At 67.3% G+C, this 18,135-nt stretch carries 20 protein-coding genes; 7 read left to right on the top strand and 13 right to left on the bottom strand.

Annotated elements, in window-relative coordinates; translation table 11 throughout:
- Nucleotides 1-27: 27 nt before the first annotated feature.
- The 8 genes from H0X90_RS07925 to H0X90_RS07890 all read right to left on the bottom strand — a co-directional run bounded on the left by H0X90_RS07925 (nt 28) and on the right by H0X90_RS07890 (nt 5,863).
- The gene (locus H0X90_RS07925) at nt 28-1,410 is read right to left on the bottom strand and encodes a replicative DNA helicase (RefSeq protein ID WP_006486249.1); all 1,383 of its coding nucleotides are present in this window, start codon (nt 1,408-1,410) and stop codon (nt 28-30) included.
- A 140-nt stretch (nt 1,411-1,550) separates the two neighbouring features.
- Entirely contained in the window at nt 1,551-2,003 is a 453-nt protein-coding gene (rplI, locus tag H0X90_RS07920) for a 50S ribosomal protein L9 (protein ID WP_006486256.1), read from the bottom strand.
- A 27-nt stretch (nt 2,004-2,030) separates the two neighbouring features.
- On the bottom strand, nt 2,031-2,306 hold the full coding sequence (gene rpsR / locus H0X90_RS07915) for a 30S ribosomal protein S18 (protein ID WP_006486248.1): 276 nt from the start codon (nt 2,304-2,306) through the stop codon (nt 2,031-2,033).
- Nucleotides 2,307-2,310: 4 nt separating this feature from the next.
- Nucleotides 2,311-2,610, bottom strand: coding sequence for a primosomal replication protein N (gene priB, locus H0X90_RS07910; protein ID WP_006486250.1), 300 nt, complete (start codon nt 2,608-2,610; stop codon nt 2,311-2,313).
- Between the two features lie 40 nt (nt 2,611-2,650).
- A complete protein-coding gene (gene rpsF / locus H0X90_RS07905; RefSeq protein ID WP_006486255.1) occupies nt 2,651-3,025 on the bottom strand; it encodes a 30S ribosomal protein S6 in 375 nt (124 codons plus the stop codon).
- Nucleotides 3,026-3,256: 231 nt separating this feature from the next.
- On the bottom strand, nt 3,257-4,153 hold the full coding sequence (locus H0X90_RS07900; RefSeq protein ID WP_077190654.1) for an anti-sigma factor: 897 nt from the start codon (nt 4,151-4,153) through the stop codon (nt 3,257-3,259).
- Nucleotides 4,143-4,784, bottom strand: a complete 642-nt coding sequence (locus tag H0X90_RS07895) for an RNA polymerase sigma factor (RefSeq protein WP_006496377.1) — start codon at nt 4,782-4,784, stop codon at nt 4,143-4,145. The genes H0X90_RS07900 and H0X90_RS07895 overlap by 11 nt, the downstream gene beginning before the upstream one ends.
- Before the next feature lie 167 nt (nt 4,785-4,951).
- A complete protein-coding gene (locus H0X90_RS07890) occupies nt 4,952-5,863 on the bottom strand; it encodes a LysR family transcriptional regulator (protein WP_006496376.1) in 912 nt (303 codons plus the stop codon).
- A gap of 171 nt (nt 5,864-6,034) precedes the next feature.
- Between H0X90_RS07890 and gcl the strand changes: the two genes are divergently transcribed.
- The 4 genes from gcl to lysM all read left to right on the top strand — a co-directional run bounded on the left by gcl (nt 6,035) and on the right by lysM (nt 10,528).
- On the top strand, nt 6,035-7,810 hold the full coding sequence (gcl, locus tag H0X90_RS07885) for a glyoxylate carboligase (RefSeq protein WP_006485953.1): 1,776 nt from the start codon (nt 6,035-6,037) through the stop codon (nt 7,808-7,810).
- Nucleotides 7,811-7,853: 43 nt separating this feature from the next.
- Nucleotides 7,854-8,663 (top strand): hydroxypyruvate isomerase, encoded by an 810-nt coding sequence (gene hyi, locus H0X90_RS07880; protein ID WP_006485952.1) that lies wholly within the window; start codon nt 7,854-7,856, stop codon nt 8,661-8,663.
- A 41-nt stretch (nt 8,664-8,704) separates the two neighbouring features.
- The gene (locus H0X90_RS07875) at nt 8,705-9,598 is read left to right on the top strand and encodes a 2-hydroxy-3-oxopropionate reductase (RefSeq protein ID WP_006485940.1); all 894 of its coding nucleotides are present in this window, start codon (nt 8,705-8,707) and stop codon (nt 9,596-9,598) included.
- A 459-nt stretch (nt 9,599-10,057) separates the two neighbouring features.
- Nucleotides 10,058-10,528, top strand: coding sequence for a peptidoglycan-binding protein LysM (gene lysM, locus H0X90_RS07870; RefSeq protein WP_006478617.1), 471 nt, complete (start codon nt 10,058-10,060; stop codon nt 10,526-10,528).
- A 90-nt stretch (nt 10,529-10,618) separates the two neighbouring features.
- Here lysM and H0X90_RS07865 read toward each other — a convergent pair whose 3' ends face one another.
- A complete protein-coding gene (locus H0X90_RS07865; RefSeq protein ID WP_077190655.1) occupies nt 10,619-11,641 on the bottom strand; it encodes an asparaginase in 1,023 nt (340 codons plus the stop codon).
- 271 nt (nt 11,642-11,912) lie between these two features.
- On the opposite strand from H0X90_RS07865, the gene H0X90_RS07860 reads away from it, so the two are divergent.
- The 3 genes from H0X90_RS07860 to H0X90_RS07850 all read left to right on the top strand — a co-directional run bounded on the left by H0X90_RS07860 (nt 11,913) and on the right by H0X90_RS07850 (nt 13,749).
- Entirely contained in the window at nt 11,913-12,203 is a 291-nt protein-coding gene (locus H0X90_RS07860) for a PsiF family protein (protein WP_011549641.1), read from the top strand.
- A 259-nt stretch (nt 12,204-12,462) separates the two neighbouring features.
- Nucleotides 12,463-12,912 carry a membrane protein gene (locus tag H0X90_RS07855; protein ID WP_006485938.1) on the top strand — a complete coding sequence of 150 codons (450 nt, stop codon included), beginning with the start codon at nt 12,463-12,465 and terminating at the stop codon, nt 12,910-12,912.
- A 249-nt stretch (nt 12,913-13,161) separates the two neighbouring features.
- Entirely contained in the window at nt 13,162-13,749 is a 588-nt protein-coding gene (locus H0X90_RS07850; protein WP_006496373.1) for a YSC84-related protein, read from the top strand.
- 130 nt (nt 13,750-13,879) lie between these two features.
- On the opposite strand, the gene H0X90_RS07845 is transcribed toward H0X90_RS07850, so the two are convergent.
- The 4 genes from H0X90_RS07845 to H0X90_RS07830 all read right to left on the bottom strand — a co-directional run bounded on the left by H0X90_RS07845 (nt 13,880) and on the right by H0X90_RS07830 (nt 18,066).
- Entirely contained in the window at nt 13,880-14,944 is a 1,065-nt protein-coding gene (locus tag H0X90_RS07845; protein ID WP_006485945.1) for a glycosyltransferase family 4 protein, read from the bottom strand.
- A gap of 284 nt (nt 14,945-15,228) precedes the next feature.
- Nucleotides 15,229-16,404 (bottom strand): AAA family ATPase, encoded by a 1,176-nt coding sequence (locus H0X90_RS07840; protein ID WP_006485944.1) that lies wholly within the window; start codon nt 16,402-16,404, stop codon nt 15,229-15,231.
- Nucleotides 16,405-16,447: 43 nt separating this feature from the next.
- A complete protein-coding gene (locus H0X90_RS07835) occupies nt 16,448-17,620 on the bottom strand; it encodes a mechanosensitive ion channel family protein (protein WP_006485950.1) in 1,173 nt (390 codons plus the stop codon).
- 89 nt (nt 17,621-17,709) lie between these two features.
- Nucleotides 17,710-18,066, bottom strand: a complete 357-nt coding sequence (locus H0X90_RS07830) for a Rap1a/Tai family immunity protein (RefSeq protein ID WP_006485939.1) — start codon at nt 18,064-18,066, stop codon at nt 17,710-17,712.
- Nucleotides 18,067-18,135: the final 69 nt, after the last annotated feature.

The following is an 18,135-nucleotide window of genomic DNA, read 5'->3' as shown; positions in this document are numbered from 1 at the left end:
TGGCGAAATAGGTGTTTACAACCGGCTTTACTCGCCGTAGAAGGTCTGCGCCCCGGCAAAATTGTCGAACTTCGTGTATTGCCCCAGGAACGTGAGCCGAACGGGCCCGATCGGGCCGTTACGCTGCTTGCCGATGATGATTTCGGCCGTCCCCTTGTCAGGGCTGTCGGGATTGTAGACCTCATCGCGGTAAATGAACAGGATCACGTCCGCATCCTGTTCGATTGCGCCCGATTCGCGCAAATCCGACATCACCGGACGCTTGTTGGGGCGCTGTTCGAGGCCGCGGTTCAGCTGCGACAGCGCGATCACCGGCACGTCGAGCTCCTTCGCGAGGCTCTTCAGCGATCGCGAAATTTCCGAAATTTCGGTTGCCCGGTTCTCGCCCTGCGACGAACCCGACATCAGCTGCAGGTAGTCGACGATGATCAGGCCGAGCTTGCCGCATTGCCGCGCCAGACGCCGCGCGCGCGAGCGCAATTCCATCGGATTCAGGCCGCCCGTCTCGTCGATGAAGAGCTGCGCCTCGCTCATCTTCTGCACCGCGTGCGTCAGTTTCGGCCAGTCCTCGTCCGTCAGGCGGCCCGTACGCATCCGGTGCTGGTCGAGCCGGCCGATCGAGCCGAGCATACGCATCACGAGCTGGGTGCCCGGCATTTCCATCGAGAACACCGCGACCGGCAACCCGTACTCGACCGCGACGTATTCGCCGATGTTCATCGAGAACGCGGTCTTACCCATCGACGGGCGCCCCGCGACGATGATCAGCTCGCCGCCGTGCATCCCGGACGTCATCCGGTCGAGGTCGACGAAGCCGGTCGGCGTGCCGGTGACGTCGCTCGGGTTCGCGGTGTGGTACAGCGTGTCGATGCGCTCGACCACCTGCGTGAGCAGCGGGCCGATCTCGAGGAAGCCCTGGTTGCCGCGCGCGCCCTCCTCGGCGATCGAGAACACCTTCGATTCGGCTTCGTCGAGCAGTTGGCGGACTTCCTTGCCCTGCGGATTGAACGCGTCGGCCGAGATCTCGTCGGCGACCGACACGAGCCGGCGCAGCACCGCGCGGTCACGCACGATTTCCGCATAGCGGCGGATGTTCGCCGCGCTCGGCGTGTTCTGCGCGAGCGCGTTCAGGTATGCGAGCCCGCCGACATCGTCGGCCTTGCCGGACGTGGTCAGCGCTTCGTACACGGTCACGACGTCGGCCGGGCGCGTCGACGCGATCAGGCGGCCGATGTGCTCGTAGATGATCCGGTGGTCGTAGCGGTAGAAGTCGCCCTGCGACAGGAAGTCGGCAATCCGGTCCCATGCCGCGTTGTCGAGCAACAGGCCGCCGAGCACCGACTGTTCGGCTTCGACCGAATGCGGCGGGACTTTCAGCGATTCGATTTGGGGATCTTGCGGCGCGTTCATGGGTTGGGATTATCGCGAATAGATGGCGGCAGCGCTACCACCGCTTGCCCGCGATCGGGCAATAAAAAAGGCAGGCCCCGGTTGCCCGGGCGCCTGCCCTTGTCCGGACGGCGGAAGCCGCCCGGCAAGCTTGCATACGCTTACGCGTGGTCGCCGATCACGTTGATCGTGACGTCGACGACGACGTCCGTGTGCAGCGCGACCTGGACGTTGTGCTCGCCGATCATCTTCAGCGGGCCTTCCGGCATGCGCACTTGCAGCTTCTCGACTTCGTAGCCTGCCTTCTTCAGCAGTTCCGCGACGTCGCCGTTCGTGACCGAGCCGAACAGACGGCCGTCGACGCCCGACTTCTGCGTGATTTCGAACGACTGGCCGTTCAGCTTCTCGCCGACTGCCTGCGATGCGGCCAGCTTTTCAGCGGCGATCTTTTCGAGTTCAGCGCGGCGCACTTCGAATTCGGCGATCGCTTCCTTCGTTGCACGGCGAGCCTTGCGGTTCGGGATCAGGAAGTTGCGAGCGTAACCGTCCTTGACCTTGACGATATCGCCGAGGTTACCCAGATTGGCGACTTTTTCCAACAGAATGATTTGCATTCGAATTCTCCTTATTGCGTCGCCTGATTACGCCTTGTGCTGATCGGTGTACGGCAGCAGCGCGAGGAAACGCGCACGCTTGATGGCCGTATCCAGCTGACGCTGATAGTGCGCCTTCGTACCCGTCAGACGAGCCGGCGTGATCTTGCCGTTTTCGCCGATGAAGTCCTTCAGCGTTTCCGTGTCCTTGTAGTCGATCTGCTCGACGCCTGCAGCCGTGAAACGGCAGAACTTCTTGCGCTTGAAGAGCGGGTTTTGTTGCTGACGACGCTTGTCGAATTTCTTACCAGTCGGGCGGGGCATGATTTCAGTCCTTTCCAATGTCCTGCAATGCTGTGATGTGAAACACCAAGGTTCTCGCGTTGCGGCTTTTCTTGGCCAGGAAGCCCGTGAACAGCGTTTCGACGCCCATTTCACGGCTTTCCAGCTTGCCGCTCGCCTCACCGGCCGCCACCGCCTCGATCGTCATTTCGACCTGACGGGGAATGCCTGCTTCGACGACTTCCGTGCGGTGATGCAACGTGGCGCTTGCGATCGGAACACCGGCCGGCGTATATCGCACCGGTGCGCGTTCGACGACGCTCGCCGTCAATTGCAACCTGTTCACGTGAGTGGCGCGCTCCTTGATGGCTTAATGAGTGACGAACTTAAGCCTGCGCTTCGGCCGGCTGAGCTGCAGCCGCCTTCTTGGCTTCTTCGCGCTGAACTTCCTTCATCATCGGCGACGGGCCGGTTTCGGCCTTCTTCATCTTGACGATGAGGTGGCGCAGCACGGCGTCGTTGAACTTGAACGCGTGTTCGAGTTCGTCGAGCGTCGTCTGGTCGCACTCGATGTTCATGCAGACGTAGTGAGCCTTCGCGAGTTTCTCGATCATGTAGGCCAGTTGGCGACGACCCCAGTCTTCGACACGGTGGATCTGGCCGCCGTGCGACGTGATCGTGGACTTGTAACGCTCGATCATCGCGGGCACTTGCTCGCTTTGATCGGGGTGCACGATGAATACGATTTCGTAATGACGCATTACACACTCCTTGTGGATTAAAGCCACCCGGGCGTCTGAACCGGTGTGGCAAGTGAGAAGCCGAAGATTCTAACCCGGTTACGGGACGCATGCAAGGCCAATCGACGATTCGCGGACGGATTCGGCCGTGTTTTCAAAGACTTGAGCGGGAATGTCGGCCAAGCGGCCGCCCGCTCGGCCCTTCTGCAGTCGGGGTCGGAGCGCAAGCGCGCCGGCCGCGCGGCGCAACGGTCACTCGTTATGCGTGCCGGCAAGTCGCGCGTCGAGCGCCGTCCGGAACGCCGCCAGCGCCGACGGCTCGGCGTCGGTCACGGCCCACCACGTCATCCCGGCCGCGTTCCAGCGGTCGAGCGCATAGCCCTGCGACACGGTCGTGTACGGGGCCGCCGGCCGCTCCCCGGCCGGCTGCACGTAGACGTCGACCACGTGCTGCCGGTGGCGGTAGACGAGCACCGCGACGCGGCGCCGCCCGACGTAGTCGAGCCGGCCGCCGACCAGCGCGAAGCCGCTCGCCGCGAGATCCTCGACCGGCGGCGCATAGTCGAGCCGGCCGTTGAACCACGGCTTGACCGTGTGCCGGTCGGTCGAGATCACGTCGATGTCGCGCGCCGACAGGTCGGCCCGCACGTGGCTCGCGACCAGTTCGTCGACCGTTCGGTCGGTGTCGGCGTGGCGGGCCGACCATGCCATTCCGCCCGCCGCCGCGAGCGCCATCAGCAACGCGACGCCCCAGCCGAGGCCCGGCAGCGCGGCCACGCGCGGGCCGGTGCCGGTCGATACCGGGCGTGCCGCCCCGCCCCGCCCGGTCAGCCACGCGAACCAGTCGCGCCCGCGCGGCCGCCGGGGCGGCGGTGACGGGGACTCCGGCCGCGGCTCGGCCCGCGACGGCGCATCGGCACGCGCGTCGGCCGCTGCCGGCAGGCTCGCGAGGAGGCTTGCCCGCAGCGCGTCCGGCGCGCGGTGATAATCGGCCTGCCGCACGGCCTGCCCCAGCGTGACGATCCGCGCGCGTTCGCGGCGGCACGCATCGCACCCGTCGACATGCTGCTGGACCCGCAACGCATCGGGCGCCGACAGCTCGCGGTCGACGTCCGCGTCCAGCAACGCTCGCGCTTCGTTACAGTCCATCGATAGCCTCCGATGCGGTTCCGCCCGCCGGCGCACGGCCCGGCCGGCCTTCGGTCGCCGGCGCGGGCGCGCCGCCCAGCAGCGCGGCGAGCTTGCGCCGGCCGCGCGCGAGCCGCGACATCACCGTGCCGACCGGCACGTCCACGATCGCCGCGATCTCGCGGTAGCTCAGGTCCTCCATCTCGCGCAGCACGAGCACCTCGCGGTATTCGGGCGGCAGCTTCGCGAGCGCCGCATTCACGAGCCGCACGTTCTCGCCGCGCAGCAGGTGCGCGAGCGGGTCCTCCGTCGCCGGCTGCCAGTCGTCCGGGACGTCGGCGTCGTCGAGCGTGTCGGGCAGCGCGACCTCGTGCGCCTGCGTGCGCCGCCGCCACTCGGTGTACCAGGTGTGGCGCACGATCGTCAGCAGCCACGGCCGCGCGTTGTCGCCGCGACACGAATCGACGAAGCGCAGCGCGCGCATGCACGCGTCCTGCACGACGTCGTCCGCATCGCCGGCGCTGCCGCTCAGCCAGCGCGCGAGGTTGTACGCGGCGTCGAGATGCGGCAGCACGAGCGCGCGAAACCGCTCGCCGCGCGCGCGCGCATCGTCCGCCGCCCGGTCATCGACCGCCTGTCCGGCTTGCCCCACATGGCCTCCCTGGTCCCGGCGGCCGACGCCGCGCCCGTTCCGCGCACGGCACCCGGACAGACCGGCAACGTGCGCGCTCGATGACCTTACCGCTGCTGCGTCGAGTTTATTCCCGCGCCGTGCGCATGAAGCGTAAAAAATCGCCGGACGGCCCAGCCGGCCGCCCGTTACGGCGTGGTGCTCCAGTAACCGGGGCGCGCGTACGCGGCGCGCAGATAGTCGATGAAATAGCGCACGCGCGCCGGCACGTAGCGCTGCTGCGGGTAGACCGCGAGGATGTCGTAGTCGGGCAGCGCGTATTCGTCGAGTACGGTCTCGAGCTCGCCCGTTTCGAGCTGCGCGGCGATTTCCCACGTCGAACGCCAGCCGAGCCCGAGCCCCTCGGCCACCCAGCGGTGCAGCAGCTCGCCGTCGTTGCAGTCGAGATTGCCGGTCACGCGCATCGTCGCGATCTTGCCGTGACGCTGGAAGTACCAGCCGCGGTTCTGCCCGCCCTGCAGGTTGAACGCCAGGCAGTTGTGCTTCAGCAGGTCGTCGAGCGACTTCGGCCGCCCGTGCTTGCGGAAATAGTCGGGCGTGCCGCACACGACGCGCCGGTTCGACGCGAGCTTCACCGCGACGAAGTTCGGATCGACCGCGCCGCCGATCCGGATCGACAGGTCGTAGCCTTCGCGCACGAGATCGACGACACGGTCGGTCAGGTTGAACGACAGCTGCATCTCCGGCTTGTCGGCCAGGAAGCCGGGCGCGTGCGGCGCGACGTGCTTGCGTCCGAACGCGGCCGGCGCCGACACGATCAGGTGCCCGCTGACCGCGCGCCGGCCGGCGGCCAGCTCGTTCTCGGCCTGATCCCATTCGGACAGCAGCCCGCGGCAGCGCTCGAGGAACGCGGCGCCCTCCTCGCTGACGACCAGCCGCCGCGTCGAGCGGTACATCAGCTTCACGCCGAGGCGTTTCTCCAGCGCGTCGATGCGCCGCCCGAGCACCACCGGCGACACGCCCTCCTCGAGCGCCGCCGCCGCGAGGCTGCCCGCGTCCGCGACCCGCACGAACGTCTCGATCTGCTTGAAGCGATCCATCTCCCGTCTCCGTCTCCGTTCCGACACCGGCGGGAAGCCCCGTCCGGCCGTCATTCCATACTTTTAGTTTCGAAATAAGCGACTTCGGCTGATCTTATCAAACCTTTCCTGCATCCCTAAAGTGTCCTCAACAGACCGATTCGCAAGATTCCACTATCCAAGGAGACATTCATGGCCAAGATGAGAGCCGTCGACGCAGCCGTACTCGTGCTCGAGAAGGAAGGCATCCAGACCGCGTTCGGCGTGCCGGGCGCAGCGATCAACCCGTTCTACTCGGCCATGCGCAAGTCGGGCGGCATCAGCCACGTGCTGGCGCGCCACGTCGAAGGCGCGTCGCACATGGCCGAAGGCTTCACGCGTGCGGCACCGGGCAACATCGGCGTGTGCATCGGCACGTCGGGCCCCGCCGGCACCGACATGATCACCGGCCTCTACTCCGCGTCCGCCGATTCGATTCCGATCCTCGCGATCACCGGCCAGGCACCGCGCGCGCGTCTCTACAAGGAAGACTTCCAGGCCGTCGACATCGAATCGATCGCGAAGCCGGTCACGAAGTGGGCCGTCACCGTGCGCGAACCGGCGCTCGTGCCGCGCGTGTTCCAGCAGGCATTCCACCTGATGCGCTCGGGCCGTCCGGGCCCGGTGCTGGTCGACCTGCCGATCGACGTGCAGCTCGCCGAAATCGAATTCGACATCGACACGTACGAACCGCTGCCGGTCTACAAGCCCGCGGCCACCCGCGCGCAGATCGAGAAGGCGCTCACGATGCTCAACGACGCGGACAAGCCGCTGATCGTGTCGGGCGGCGGCGTGCTCAACGCGGCGGCCGAAGACCTGCTCGTACAGTTCGCCGAAACGGTCGGCGTGCCGGTGATCCCGACGCTGATGTCGTGGGGCGCGATTGCCGACGACCACCCGCTGATGGCCGGCATGGTCGGCCTGCAGACGTCGCACCGCTACGGCAACGCGACGATGCTCGCATCGGATTTCGTGCTCGGCATCGGCAACCGCTGGGCGAACCGCCACACGGGCAGCGTCGAGGTCTACACGAAGGGCCGCAAGTTCGTGCACGTCGACATCGAACCGACGCAGATCGGCCGCGTGTTCGGCCCGGATCTCGGCATCGTGTCCGACGCGAAGGCGGCACTCGAGCTGTTCGTCGCGGTCGCGCAGGAATGGAAGGCCGCCGGCAAGCTGAAGGACCGCAGCGCGTGGGTCGCCGACTGCCAGGAACGCAAGCGCACGCTGCAGCGCAAGACGCACTTCGACAACGTGCCGGTCAAGCCGCAGCGCGTGTACGAAGAGATGAACAAGGTGTTCGGCCGCGATACCTGCTACGTCAGCACGATCGGCCTGTCGCAGATCGCCGCCGCGCAGTTCCTGCACGTGTTCAAGGCACGCAACTGGATCAACTGCGGCCAGGCCGGCCCGCTCGGCTGGACGATCCCCGCCGCGCTCGGCGTGCGTGCGGCCGATCCGAGCCGCCCGATCGTCGCGCTGTCCGGCGACTACGACTTCCAGTTCATGATCGAGGAACTGGCGGCCGGCGCGCAATTCAAGCTGCCGTACGTGCACGTCGTCGTGAATAACTCGTACCTCGGGCTGATCCGCCAGGCGCAGCGCGCGTTCGACATGGACTACTGCGTGCAGCTCGCGTTCGACAACGTGAACGCGCCGGAACTGAACGGTTATGGCGTCGACCACGTGGCCGTCGCGGAAGGCCTCGGCTGCAAGGCGCTGCGCGTGTTCAAGCCGGAAGAGATCGAGCCGGCGCTGCGCCAGGCGCAGACGCTCGCGGAAGAGTTCAGCGTGCCGGTGGTCGTCGAAGTGATCCTCGAGCGCGTGACGAACATCTCGATGGGCACCGAAATCGATGCGATCAACGAATTCGAGGATCTCGCCGAAAAGGCCGAGCATGCCCCGACCGCGATCTCGATGCTCGACTGACCTGCAAGACTTTTTTGACTGACCGACCGAAGAGGCTTAGCTCATGCCGAAGTTTGCTGCAAACCTGACCATGCTGTTCAACGAAGTGCCGTTCCTCGACCGCTTCAAGGCGGCCGCGGACGCGGGCTTCGACGCCGTCGAGTTCCTGTTCCCGTACCCGTATGCGAAAGAGGAACTCGCCGAACGGCTCGAGACCAACCGTCTGCGCCTCGTGCTGCACAACCTGCCCGCCGGCAACTGGGATCAGGGCGAGCGCGGCATCGCGTGCCTGCCCGATCGCGTCGGCGAATTCCAGGAAGGCGTCGGCCGTGCGATCGAGTATGCGAAGGCGCTGAAGGTGCCGCAGCTGAACTGCCTCGTCGGCATCCCGTCGGCGAGCACGGCGCGCGACAAGACGTTCGTCACGATCGTCGACAACCTGCGCTTCGCGGCCGACGCGCTCAAGCGCGAAGGCATCCGCCTGCTCGTCGAGCCGTGCAACAGCTTCGACATCCCGGGCTTCGCGCTGAACCGCTCGTCGGAAGGGCTCGACGTGATCCGCGCGGTCGGCTCGGACAACCTGTTCCTGCAGTACGACATCTATCACATGCAACGCATGGAAGGCGAACTGGCCGCGACGATCGAACGCAACCTCGCATCGATCGGCCACGTCCAGCTCGCGGACAACCCGGGCCGCAACGAGCCGGGCACCGGCGAGATCAACTATGCGTTCCTGTTCGCGCTGCTCGACCGGCTCGGCTATGCCGGCTACGTCGGCTGCGAATACAAGCCCCGTACCACCACGACGGAAGGCCTCGGCTGGCTGCAAAGCGTAGCCGGCTGCGCACCGGCCTCGGCGCGTCGCGCCGCCTGAGTCGCGCCCTTTCCGTTTTCAGCCCTATAGGAGACTTTCACATGGCAACCATCGGTTTCATCGGCCTCGGCATCATGGGCGCGCACATGGCGCGCAACCTGCTCAAGGGCGATCATCAACTCGTCGTGAACGGCGCGTTCCCGATCCCGGACGACCTGCGCGGCAGCGCGAAGGTCGTCGCGAACTCCACCGAAGTCGCGCAGCACGCCGACATCATCATCTCGATGGTGCCGGACACGCCGGACGTACGCAACGTGCTGTTCGCCGACGACGGCGTCGCGAAGGGCCTGACGGCCGGCAAGCTCGTGATCGACATGAGCTCGATCTCGCCGCTCGACACGCAGGCATTCGCGAAGCAGATCAACGCGCTCGGCTGCGACTACCTCGACGCGCCGGTGTCCGGCGGCGAAGTCGGCGCACGCGAAGCGACGCTGACGATCATGGTCGGCGGCCCGGAGAAGGCATTCGAGCGCGCGAAGCCGCTGTTCGAGAAGATGGGCAAGAACATCACGCTCGTCGGCGACAACGGCGCGGGCCAGACCTGCAAGGTCGCGAACCAGATCATCGTCGCGCTGAACATCGAGGCGGTCGGCGAGGCGCTGCTGTTCGCCGCCCGTTCGGGCGCCGATCCGGAGCGCGTGCGCCAGGCGCTGATGGGCGGCTTCGCCGCGTCGCGCATCCTCGAAGTGCACGGTGCGCGCATGACCAAGCGCACGTTCGATCCGGGCTTCCGCATCGAGCTGCACCAGAAGGACCTGAACCTCGCGCTCGACGGCGCGCGCAAGCTCGGCCTCGCGCTGCCGCACACCGCGAGCGCGCAGCAGTTGTTCAGCGTGTGCGCGTCGCACGGCGGCAAGGCATGGGATCACTCGGCACTCGTGCGCGCGCTCGAAATCATGTCGAACTTCGAGATCGGCCAGACGCCGGCCGCGTAACGCGGATGCCGCAACGCGCGTTTGTGCTGCGATGGCGCAGGCGTGCGACGGATACACGCGACTCGGCCGCGGCCGGTCGCATCGATGCGCGCCGCACGCGCGCATCAAGGTGGGGCGCCCCGCCCTGCATCGCCAACGGCATGCGGGACGGGGCGAAAAACGCCGCTCTGGGCTGAGAGCGGCGTGGTGGGGTCCGCAGCGGCACCCGGCGGCGCCGGGGAAGCCTTGGTCGGTCAGACGTCGTCGTCGGGTGTCCGCCTGTCGGATTTCGCGTATTACATTTCTTTACGTTCGAGCGTGCGATTTTTCATGCAATCGTCGCGTTGAACGCCTACACTTTCGCCACGCCTTTCGAGAAAACCGCCGCGCTTGCGCGCCCTTCCGGGCACGCCCCCAGCGCGGTGTTTTTTTCGCCACTTCACGGCGCGTTTTCTTTTCAACCACCTAAGGAGTGCAACGATGGGTCTTCTTTCGTTTATCAAGGAGGCGGGTGAAAAACTGCTGGGTCACGCCGATGCACAGGCAGCGGAAGATCCGAATGCCGCGAACCAGACTGCGGCCGATGCCATCAAGAACTACATCAGCTCGCAAGGTCTCGACACGTCGAACCTGACCGTCGCGTTCGACGGCGCATCGCGCACCGTCACGCTGTCGGGCAGCGTCGCCGATCTCGACACGAAGGCGAAGGTCAAGGTCGCGGCCGGCAACGTGCAGGGTGTCGCGGGCGTCAACGACGACGATCTGCAGCCAGACGATCCGGAAGTGCAGTACCACGACGTGAAGCCGGGCGATACGCTGTCGGCGATCGCCAAGGAAGTGTATGGCGACGCGAACAAGTATCCGGTGATCTTCGAGGCGAACAAGCCGATGCTGTCGAGCCCGGACCGGATCTACCCGGGCCAGAAGCTCGTGATTCCGCCGCAGTCCTGAGCGTTCGCGCAGCACTGACGCAAAAATGGCAGGCCATTGGCCTGCCATTTTTTTATGCACGCTGCGCGACGTCCGCGCGGCGACCGTCGGTCACAGCGTATCGAACGCGCGCTGCAGGGCGTCGCGATCGTGGATGCCGTTCGCGAGCGCGAGCATCAGCAGCACGCGCGCCTTGAACGGGTGCAGCGAGCCCGCGCTCACGAAACCGAGCGCATCGTCGCTCGCGGCGCCGTTGCGCATCACGTGCCCCGAACCCACGCGCGACGCGCGGACCACCGCCACGCCCGCCTTCACCGCATCGGCGAGCGCCGACTGCAGCGTCGCATGGATCGAGCCATTGCCGGTACCCGCGACGACGAGGCCGCGCACGCCGGCCGCGACGAGCGCGTCGACGGCCGTGCGCGTCACGCCCGCATAGCTCGCGACGACTTCGACCAGCGGCCAGCTCGCCGCGATCGCCAGTTGCGTGTCATGCGTGCGCGTGACGCGGCGCGCGAATTCGACGCGGCCGTCCTGCACCCAACCCAGCGCACCGAGCTCCGGCGACTGGAACGCGTCGACCGCATAAGTGCTCGTCTTGACGACGTCGCGCGCGCCGTGGATCCGGTTGTTGAAGGCGACCAGCACGCCCTGCCCGCGCGCGGCCGGATGGGCGGCCACCGTCACCGCGTTCAGCAGGTTCAGCGGGCCGTCGGACGACAGCGCGGTTGCCGGCCGCATCGCGGCCGTCAGCACGACCGGCTTGTCGCCTTTCACGACCAGATGCAGCGCATACGCGGTCTCCTCGAGCGTATCGGTGCCGTGGGTGATCACGATGCCGTCGATCGCCGGGTCGGCCATCAGCGCGTCGATCCGCGCGGCGAGCGTGTTCCACAGCGGCAGCGCGAGATCCTTGCTGTCGATGCTGGCGACCTGCTCCGCGTCGATGCGCGCGACGGACGCGAGCGCCGGCACGGCGTCGACCAGGAAACTGACGCCGAGCGCGCCGGCCTGGTAGCCGGCCGTGCTGGCCGCGTCGGGCGCGGCGCCGGCGATCGTGCCGCCGGTGGCGAGGACGGCGATGCGCGGCAGCGCCGGCGCGGACGAAGGGGATGCGGTGTTCGGTGTATTCATGGCCGCGATTGTAATGGCTCGCGGCCGCGAGCCGGCGGGTTCCGGCGCGGCAGCCGGCCGTTGCCGGCGCGCGTCATGGTTTGTCCCGATCCCCGCGCCGCACGCGCCGTCAACGGCCGTGGCGTCCGCAACGTTATAGGAAGTGCCGTTTTGGTGTTTTCACATTGATTTGCCATAATCGGAACGCGTGGTGCGATGTGGCCCTGTCCTCATCGCGTCGTGCTTCGTGACGGCGTCGATCACGCGCAATTCACCCCATGGGAGTGTCGAAATGAAAATCCAATCGCTCGTAGCCGCAGTGCTTCTCGGCGGCATGCTGGCTTCCCCCGCATTCGCGGCGAACAGCCAGCAGGACAAGATGAAGGCCTGTAACACGCAGGCAGCCGGCAAGACGGGCGACGAACGCAAGGCGTTCATGAAGGACTGCCTGTCGGCGAAGCCCGCAAAGGCAATGACGCAGCAGGAGAAGATGAAGGCATGCAACACGCAGGCCACCGGCAAGAAGGGTGACGATCGCAAGGCGTTCATGAAGAGCTGCCTGAGCAACCAGCCGGCCGCCTGAGTCCCGGCGCTCCCGTCCCGAATGCCGCGTCCCGCTTCGGCGGGCGCGGCATTTTCGTTTTCGTTGCACGCGCATCGACGTGCGCCATTCGGCCTTTTCCGCCCCGTTTTTCCGGCCCGCCGTCACGACGCCGCCACATGGTGCGGCAATTCGCCGCGTTTTCTTCTATGATGGCTGCAACGCGGCCCACCCAAGACCAAGAAGCGCCATCGGGCCGCCCTCGAGACGGACGCGCACGCGCGTCAAACGGAGGCTTTGGATGGCATGGAGACAACACCGCTGGTTCCGCCGCTGGCTGATCGTGATCGTGTTCTGGGCGGTGCCCGTCGCGATCATCGCCGTGCGCGAGATCCGCGAGGAAATGGCCTATAACAAGGCGGACCTGCAGCTCGCGCTGACCACCTGGCAGCTCACCGATGCGCAGCAGGCCGCCGGCGCCGCCGCGAAGTGCCACGGGGATCCTGACGACGCGCGCGCGGCCGGCTGCCCGGCCGACGTGCTCGCCGCCAACGCGCCGCGCCAGCAGGCGGCCCGCGACGAATACGTGGTGCGCCGCAATACGCTCGCCGGCTACCTGTGGCATGCGTTCGTCGGCTACTGGGTCGTCCCGGCCGCGTTCCTGTTCGCCTGCGGCGTCGTGATCGCGCTGATCCGCCGCGCGCTGCGCCGCCCGCCGATCAAGCCGCCCGTTCCGCCTGTCACGCACTGACCCCGACACGCGCCGCGGGCGCCGCCGCCCCCCGCTCGACCACTGCGTTCCCCGCATGCCGCCCCCGCGCGAAGCGCGCCTGGCGCTCGGGCGCCGCTCCGTCCGTTGGCGCGCCGCGACACCCTCGCGCGATTTGACGCTTTTTCACGTGGCAACGAAAAGAGGCCGTAATCCGCTGTGATATAACTGCCGACGTGATCCGCTCCTTGAGCGAGACTCACTCCGAACATCATCCGATGGAGAACAACGATGCAAAAACGGAATCTTGTGCTGAAAGCCGCCGCTGCGCTCATCGTCGGTAGCCTCGCGCTCACCGGTTGCACCACCACCCCGGACAAGCCGGACAACGCCGCGACCAACGCGTCGAAGCGTCAGTCGATCGACGCGAGCGTCGACGCGACGCTGTCGCGCATGTACTCCACGGTCAAGGGCTCGCGCGAGCTCGTCGCGAAATCGCGCGGCGTGCTGGTGTTCCCCGAAGTGATCCAGGCCGGCTTCATCGTCGGCGGCCAGTCCGGCAATGGCGCGCTGCGCGTCGGCGGCAGCACGGTCGGCTACTACAACACGTCGTCGCTGTCGGTCGGCCTGCAGGCCGGCGCGCAGTCGAAGGCGATCGTGTTCCTGTTCATGACGCAGCAGGCGCTCGACGAATTCCGCGGCTCGGACGGCTGGGCAGCCGGCGCCGGCGCATCGGTCGCGCTCGTGAAGATGGGCGCGAACGGCGCGGTCGACTCCAACACGGCTACCGCGCCGATCCAGGTCGTCGTGCTGACCAACGCCGGCCTGATGGGCGACGTGTCGATCAACGGCACCAAGGTCACCAAGCTCAAGATCTGACGTTGACGCACTGCCCGCGCGTGCCGCGCGCGGGTCATGCGCAAACGGCGATGTCCTTGCGGGCATCGCCGTTTTTTTATCCGCCGGCGCGGCGCCGGGTCGGTCGGACTGCTCGGGCCGTTCAGGCCGCTCAGGTCGTCGAATCGATCACCTTGAAGCGCGAGCGCTTCTGCGCGCGGATCACCGACTGGTACACGTCGACGTACTGCTGCGCCATCCGGCGCGACGTGAAGCGCTCCTCGAAACGCTGCCGCACGCGCGCACGCGGCAGCAGGTGCAGCCGGTTCACGGCGGCCACCGCGCTGATTTCGTCCTCGACGATGAAACCGGACACGCCCTCGTCCACCACTTCGGGCACCGCGCCGCGGTTGAACGCGATCACCGGCGTGCCGCACGACATCGCCTCGATCATCACCAGGCCGAACGGCTCCGGCCAGTCGATCGGAAACAGCAGCGCATGCGCACCCGACAGGAATTCGGCCTTCTCGTGATCGGCGATCTCGCCGATGTATTCGACGTGCGGCAACGCGAAAAGCGGCTTGATCTCGCGGTCGAAGTATTCCTGGTCAGCCGCGTCGATCTTCGCGGCGATCCGGATTGGCAACCCGCACTGGCGGGCGATGCGGATCGCGGTATCGACGCGTTTTTCCGGCGAGATGCGGCCGAGGAACGCGAGATAGCGCGGCTCGACGGGCTGCGGCATGTACAGCGTATCGGGCAGCCCGTGATAGACGGTCGTCAGCCATTTCGCCTGCGGCAACGGCTGGCGCTGCGAATTGGAAATCGAGATCACCGGCGCCGTGTTGAACGTGTCGAACACCGGTTGCTGCTCGGGCAGGTCGAGCCGGCCGTGCAGCGTCGTCACGTAAGGCGTTTCCTGCCGGTTGAAGACCGAGAACGAGTAGTAGTCCATGTGGAAATGGAGCACGTCGAAATCCTTCGCGCGGCGCGCGACCGTCTCCATCAGCAGCATGTGCGGCGCGACCCGGTCGCGGATCGACGAATCGAGCCGCAGCGCGCGCGGCCACACGGGCTCGAGCTTCGCCCGCGTCGTCGAATCGCCGCTCGCGAACAGCGTCACGTCGTGGCCGAGGTCGACGAGCGCCTCGGTGATGTAGGACACGACGCGCTCCGTGCCGCCGTACAGCTTCGGCGGCACGGATTCGGTCAGCGGGGCGATCTGGGCAATTCTCATGGTCCACGTCTCCTGTGTCCTGTCCGTTGCGGTACGGCCGGCGGAGTCCGCGCTTGCGCGCGCCCCGCCCTGCGTCCATGCCGCGCCGGCCGGCATGGCGCCAGCCGGATATCTCATTATTATTCGCGATCCCGATGAGCGGAACCGCAGGTCTTGCATTTTTTGGGCGTTGTTACAGACCGGATACATTCGACCGATCGGGCTCGCCGCGTCGCTCGGGGCCGGCTGGCGCGGATTCGGCGCGGCCGGGCGTCGAACACATGCCAACGATCGCGATCAGGCCGTCAACGCGACGGCCACTTCCATGCCGGCAGGTGGCGCGAGTCGGCATCGACGAGCGCGGTCGCGCCGAGCTGCTTGTCGAGCACCAGCGATTCGCAGCCCGCCTCGCGCTCGAGCGTCGCGATGAGCCGCGCCGCGTGCGACACGACCAGCACCTGCGAGCGCCGGGCGGCCTGCGCGATCAGGCGGCCGAGCGCCGGCAGCAGATCGGGATGCAGGCTCGTCTCCGGTTCGTTCAGCACCATCAGCGCCGGCGGCCGAGGCGTCAGCAGCGCGGCCGCGAGCAGCAGGTAGCGCAGCGTGCCGTCGGACAGCTCGGCCGCCGCCAGCGGCCGCAGCAGCCCCGGCTGGCGCATCAGCACGTCGAAGCGGCCACGGCCGCCCGGGTTGTCGATCTCCACCGACGCGCCGGGAAACGCGTCGTCGATCGCCGCGTCGAGCGCCGCCGCGTCGCCGATTTCGCGGATCGTCTGCAGCGCGGCGGCGAGGTCGGCCCCGTCGTCCGCGAGCACCGGCGTATGGGTGCCGATGTGCGACTGGCGCGCCGGCGCCTGCGCATCGGTCCGGAAATGGTCGTAAAAGCGCCACGAGCGGATCCGTTCGCGTACCGCGATCATCTCGGGCGCGCCGGTCGGATCGGCGAACTCGGTCATCATGCTGTCGAAGCTCGCGACCGGCTGCGGAATCGTCTGCCAGTCGCCCGATGCGGTACGCACGCGGATCTGCGCGCCCTGCCGGTCGACCAGCAGCGTGGACGGGCGCAGCAACGCGCCGCCCCAGACGCATTCGCGCTTGACCACCGGATCGAGCGCAAACTGCGAACTGCTCGGCAGCGGCAGGCCCAGATCGATCGAGTAGCCGAAATCGTCGCACGCAAAGCCGAGCTTCAGGCTCACCGGGCCCTTGCGCACCGTGCCCGTCACCGGCACGTCGCCGGCCAGCATCGCGCGCGAGAAACGCTCGGGGCCGGCCCACAACGTCGACGGCAAGCCACCCTCGCGGGCGAGCGACGGGATCACGCGGCCCTGCGCGGTGTCGGCGAGCAGCCGCAGCGCGCGGTACACGCTCGACTTGCCGCTGCCGTTCGGCCCCGTGACGACGTTGAGCGCCGCGAGCGGCACGATCAGCTCGCGCAGCGAGCGGTAATTGGCGATGGCGAGCGTCTTCAGCGCGGTCATGGAATTGGGCGACGGGGAATGGCAGGCAGGCGCCGGGCCGCGTTCAGCGGCCGTCGACGGCCTGCGGATCGGCCGCGGTGTTGGCCGCCGTGCTGGCCGCAGGCGACCGCGCGTGCGGCCGCTCGGGATTCGGCGCATCGGGCGCGGATTCGTGCGGATACAGCTCCATCCGGCTGCGCGGCAGGCATTGCGGATAACGGTCCTGCAGATAGGCGATCAATCCTTCGCGCACGCGGCAGCGCAGGTCCCAGCACGACGACGAATCGGCCGCGCTGACGAGCGCGCGCAACTGCATCGTGCGCTCCGTCGCGTCGGTCACCTGCAGCACCTGCACGCGGCCGTCCCATTCCGGCGCCGCGTGGACGAGCCGCGCGAGCTCCTCGCGCAGCGGCGCGAGCGGCGTACGGTAATCGACCGACAGGTAGACCGTGCCGATGATCTCCGCGCTGCTGCGCGTCCAGTTCGTGAACGGGTTCTCGATGATCCACTGCAGCGGCACGACGAGGCGCCGCTGGTCCCACAGCCGCACCGACACGAACGAACCGGTGATTTCCTCGATGCGCCCCCACTCGCCCTGGATCACGACCACGTCGTCGAGCCGGATCGGCTGCGTGAGCGCGATCTGCAACCCGGCAATCAGGTTGCCCAGCACCGGCCGCGCGGCGATACCGGCGACCAGCCCCGCGACACCGGCCGATGCCAGCAGGCTCGCGCCGATCTGGCGCACGTTCGGAAACGTCATCAGCGCGGCGCCGGTACCGATGATCACGATCAGCACCATCACGGTCCGTACGAGCACCTTGGCCTGCGTATGGACGCGTCGCGCGTGGAGGTTGTCGGCCGTATCGATCGGATGGGCCTGGATGATCGCGTCGCCGACGCCGGCCGCGAGCCGCACCAGCAGCCACGTGAGCGACACGATCGAGCCGACCGCCGCCGCGGTGCGCATGCCGCGCACGAACGACATGCCGTCGTCGGCCTGGACCCACACGAATTCGAGCGCCAGCAACGCCAGCACGACGAGCGACGGCTTGTCGATGTAGCGCAGGATCGCGCTCATCAGCGGATACGGCTGCGCGATGCGCTTGACGATGCGTGCGCCGAGGCGGTGCACGACCGTGACGACCAGTATCACGATGACCGACACGACCAGCGTGCCGAGCCACGAATGCAACGGCGCATCGGCGATGCGCTGCAGTTCCTCGATTGAAATCATCGGCGCCCTCGAGTGATGAAGCGCGCAGGCTTCGTCCTGGATGCGTCGGCGACGTCCGGGCCACGCACGCGCCCGGACACGGCGTCAGATCAGTTGCCGCTCCTGCAGGGAAACGCCTTGCCGAGACCGAGCGACACCGCGGTGCTCGCGTTGTAGTCGGCCAGCTTCGGATTTTCGGCGATGTACTTGCGCACCGCGTCCGTCATCTGTTGCGCCCGGATGTCGGGCGGCAGGCAGAAGTACTGGCCGACGCGCGGCCCCGTGGTGCCGCCGATCGCATCGATCGTGTTGTAGACGCCGTCGGCGGCGCCTTCGATATAGGCCGCGCACGACGCCCGCGACTTGACGTCCGTCTTCGCGCACAGCCGGTCGAGATCCGCGCCCGTGAAAGCCGCCGCCGACAACGGCACGGCAAACGCCGCGGCACAAAACATTGCGCGCAACATGGTGTTCCTTATGTCAATGCGGCCGGTGACCGCCTGCTGCGTTGGCCGGTGCGGCGCCGGCTGCCCTGC

It is taken from the genome of Burkholderia sp. 9775_39 (genome assembly GCF_015712225.1).
In the GTDB taxonomy this organism is placed as follows: Bacteria; Pseudomonadota; Gammaproteobacteria; order Burkholderiales; family Burkholderiaceae; genus Burkholderia; species Burkholderia cenocepacia.
The sequence above is the reverse complement of the archived record's forward strand: the minus strand, read 5'-3'. Positions and strand labels throughout refer to the sequence as shown.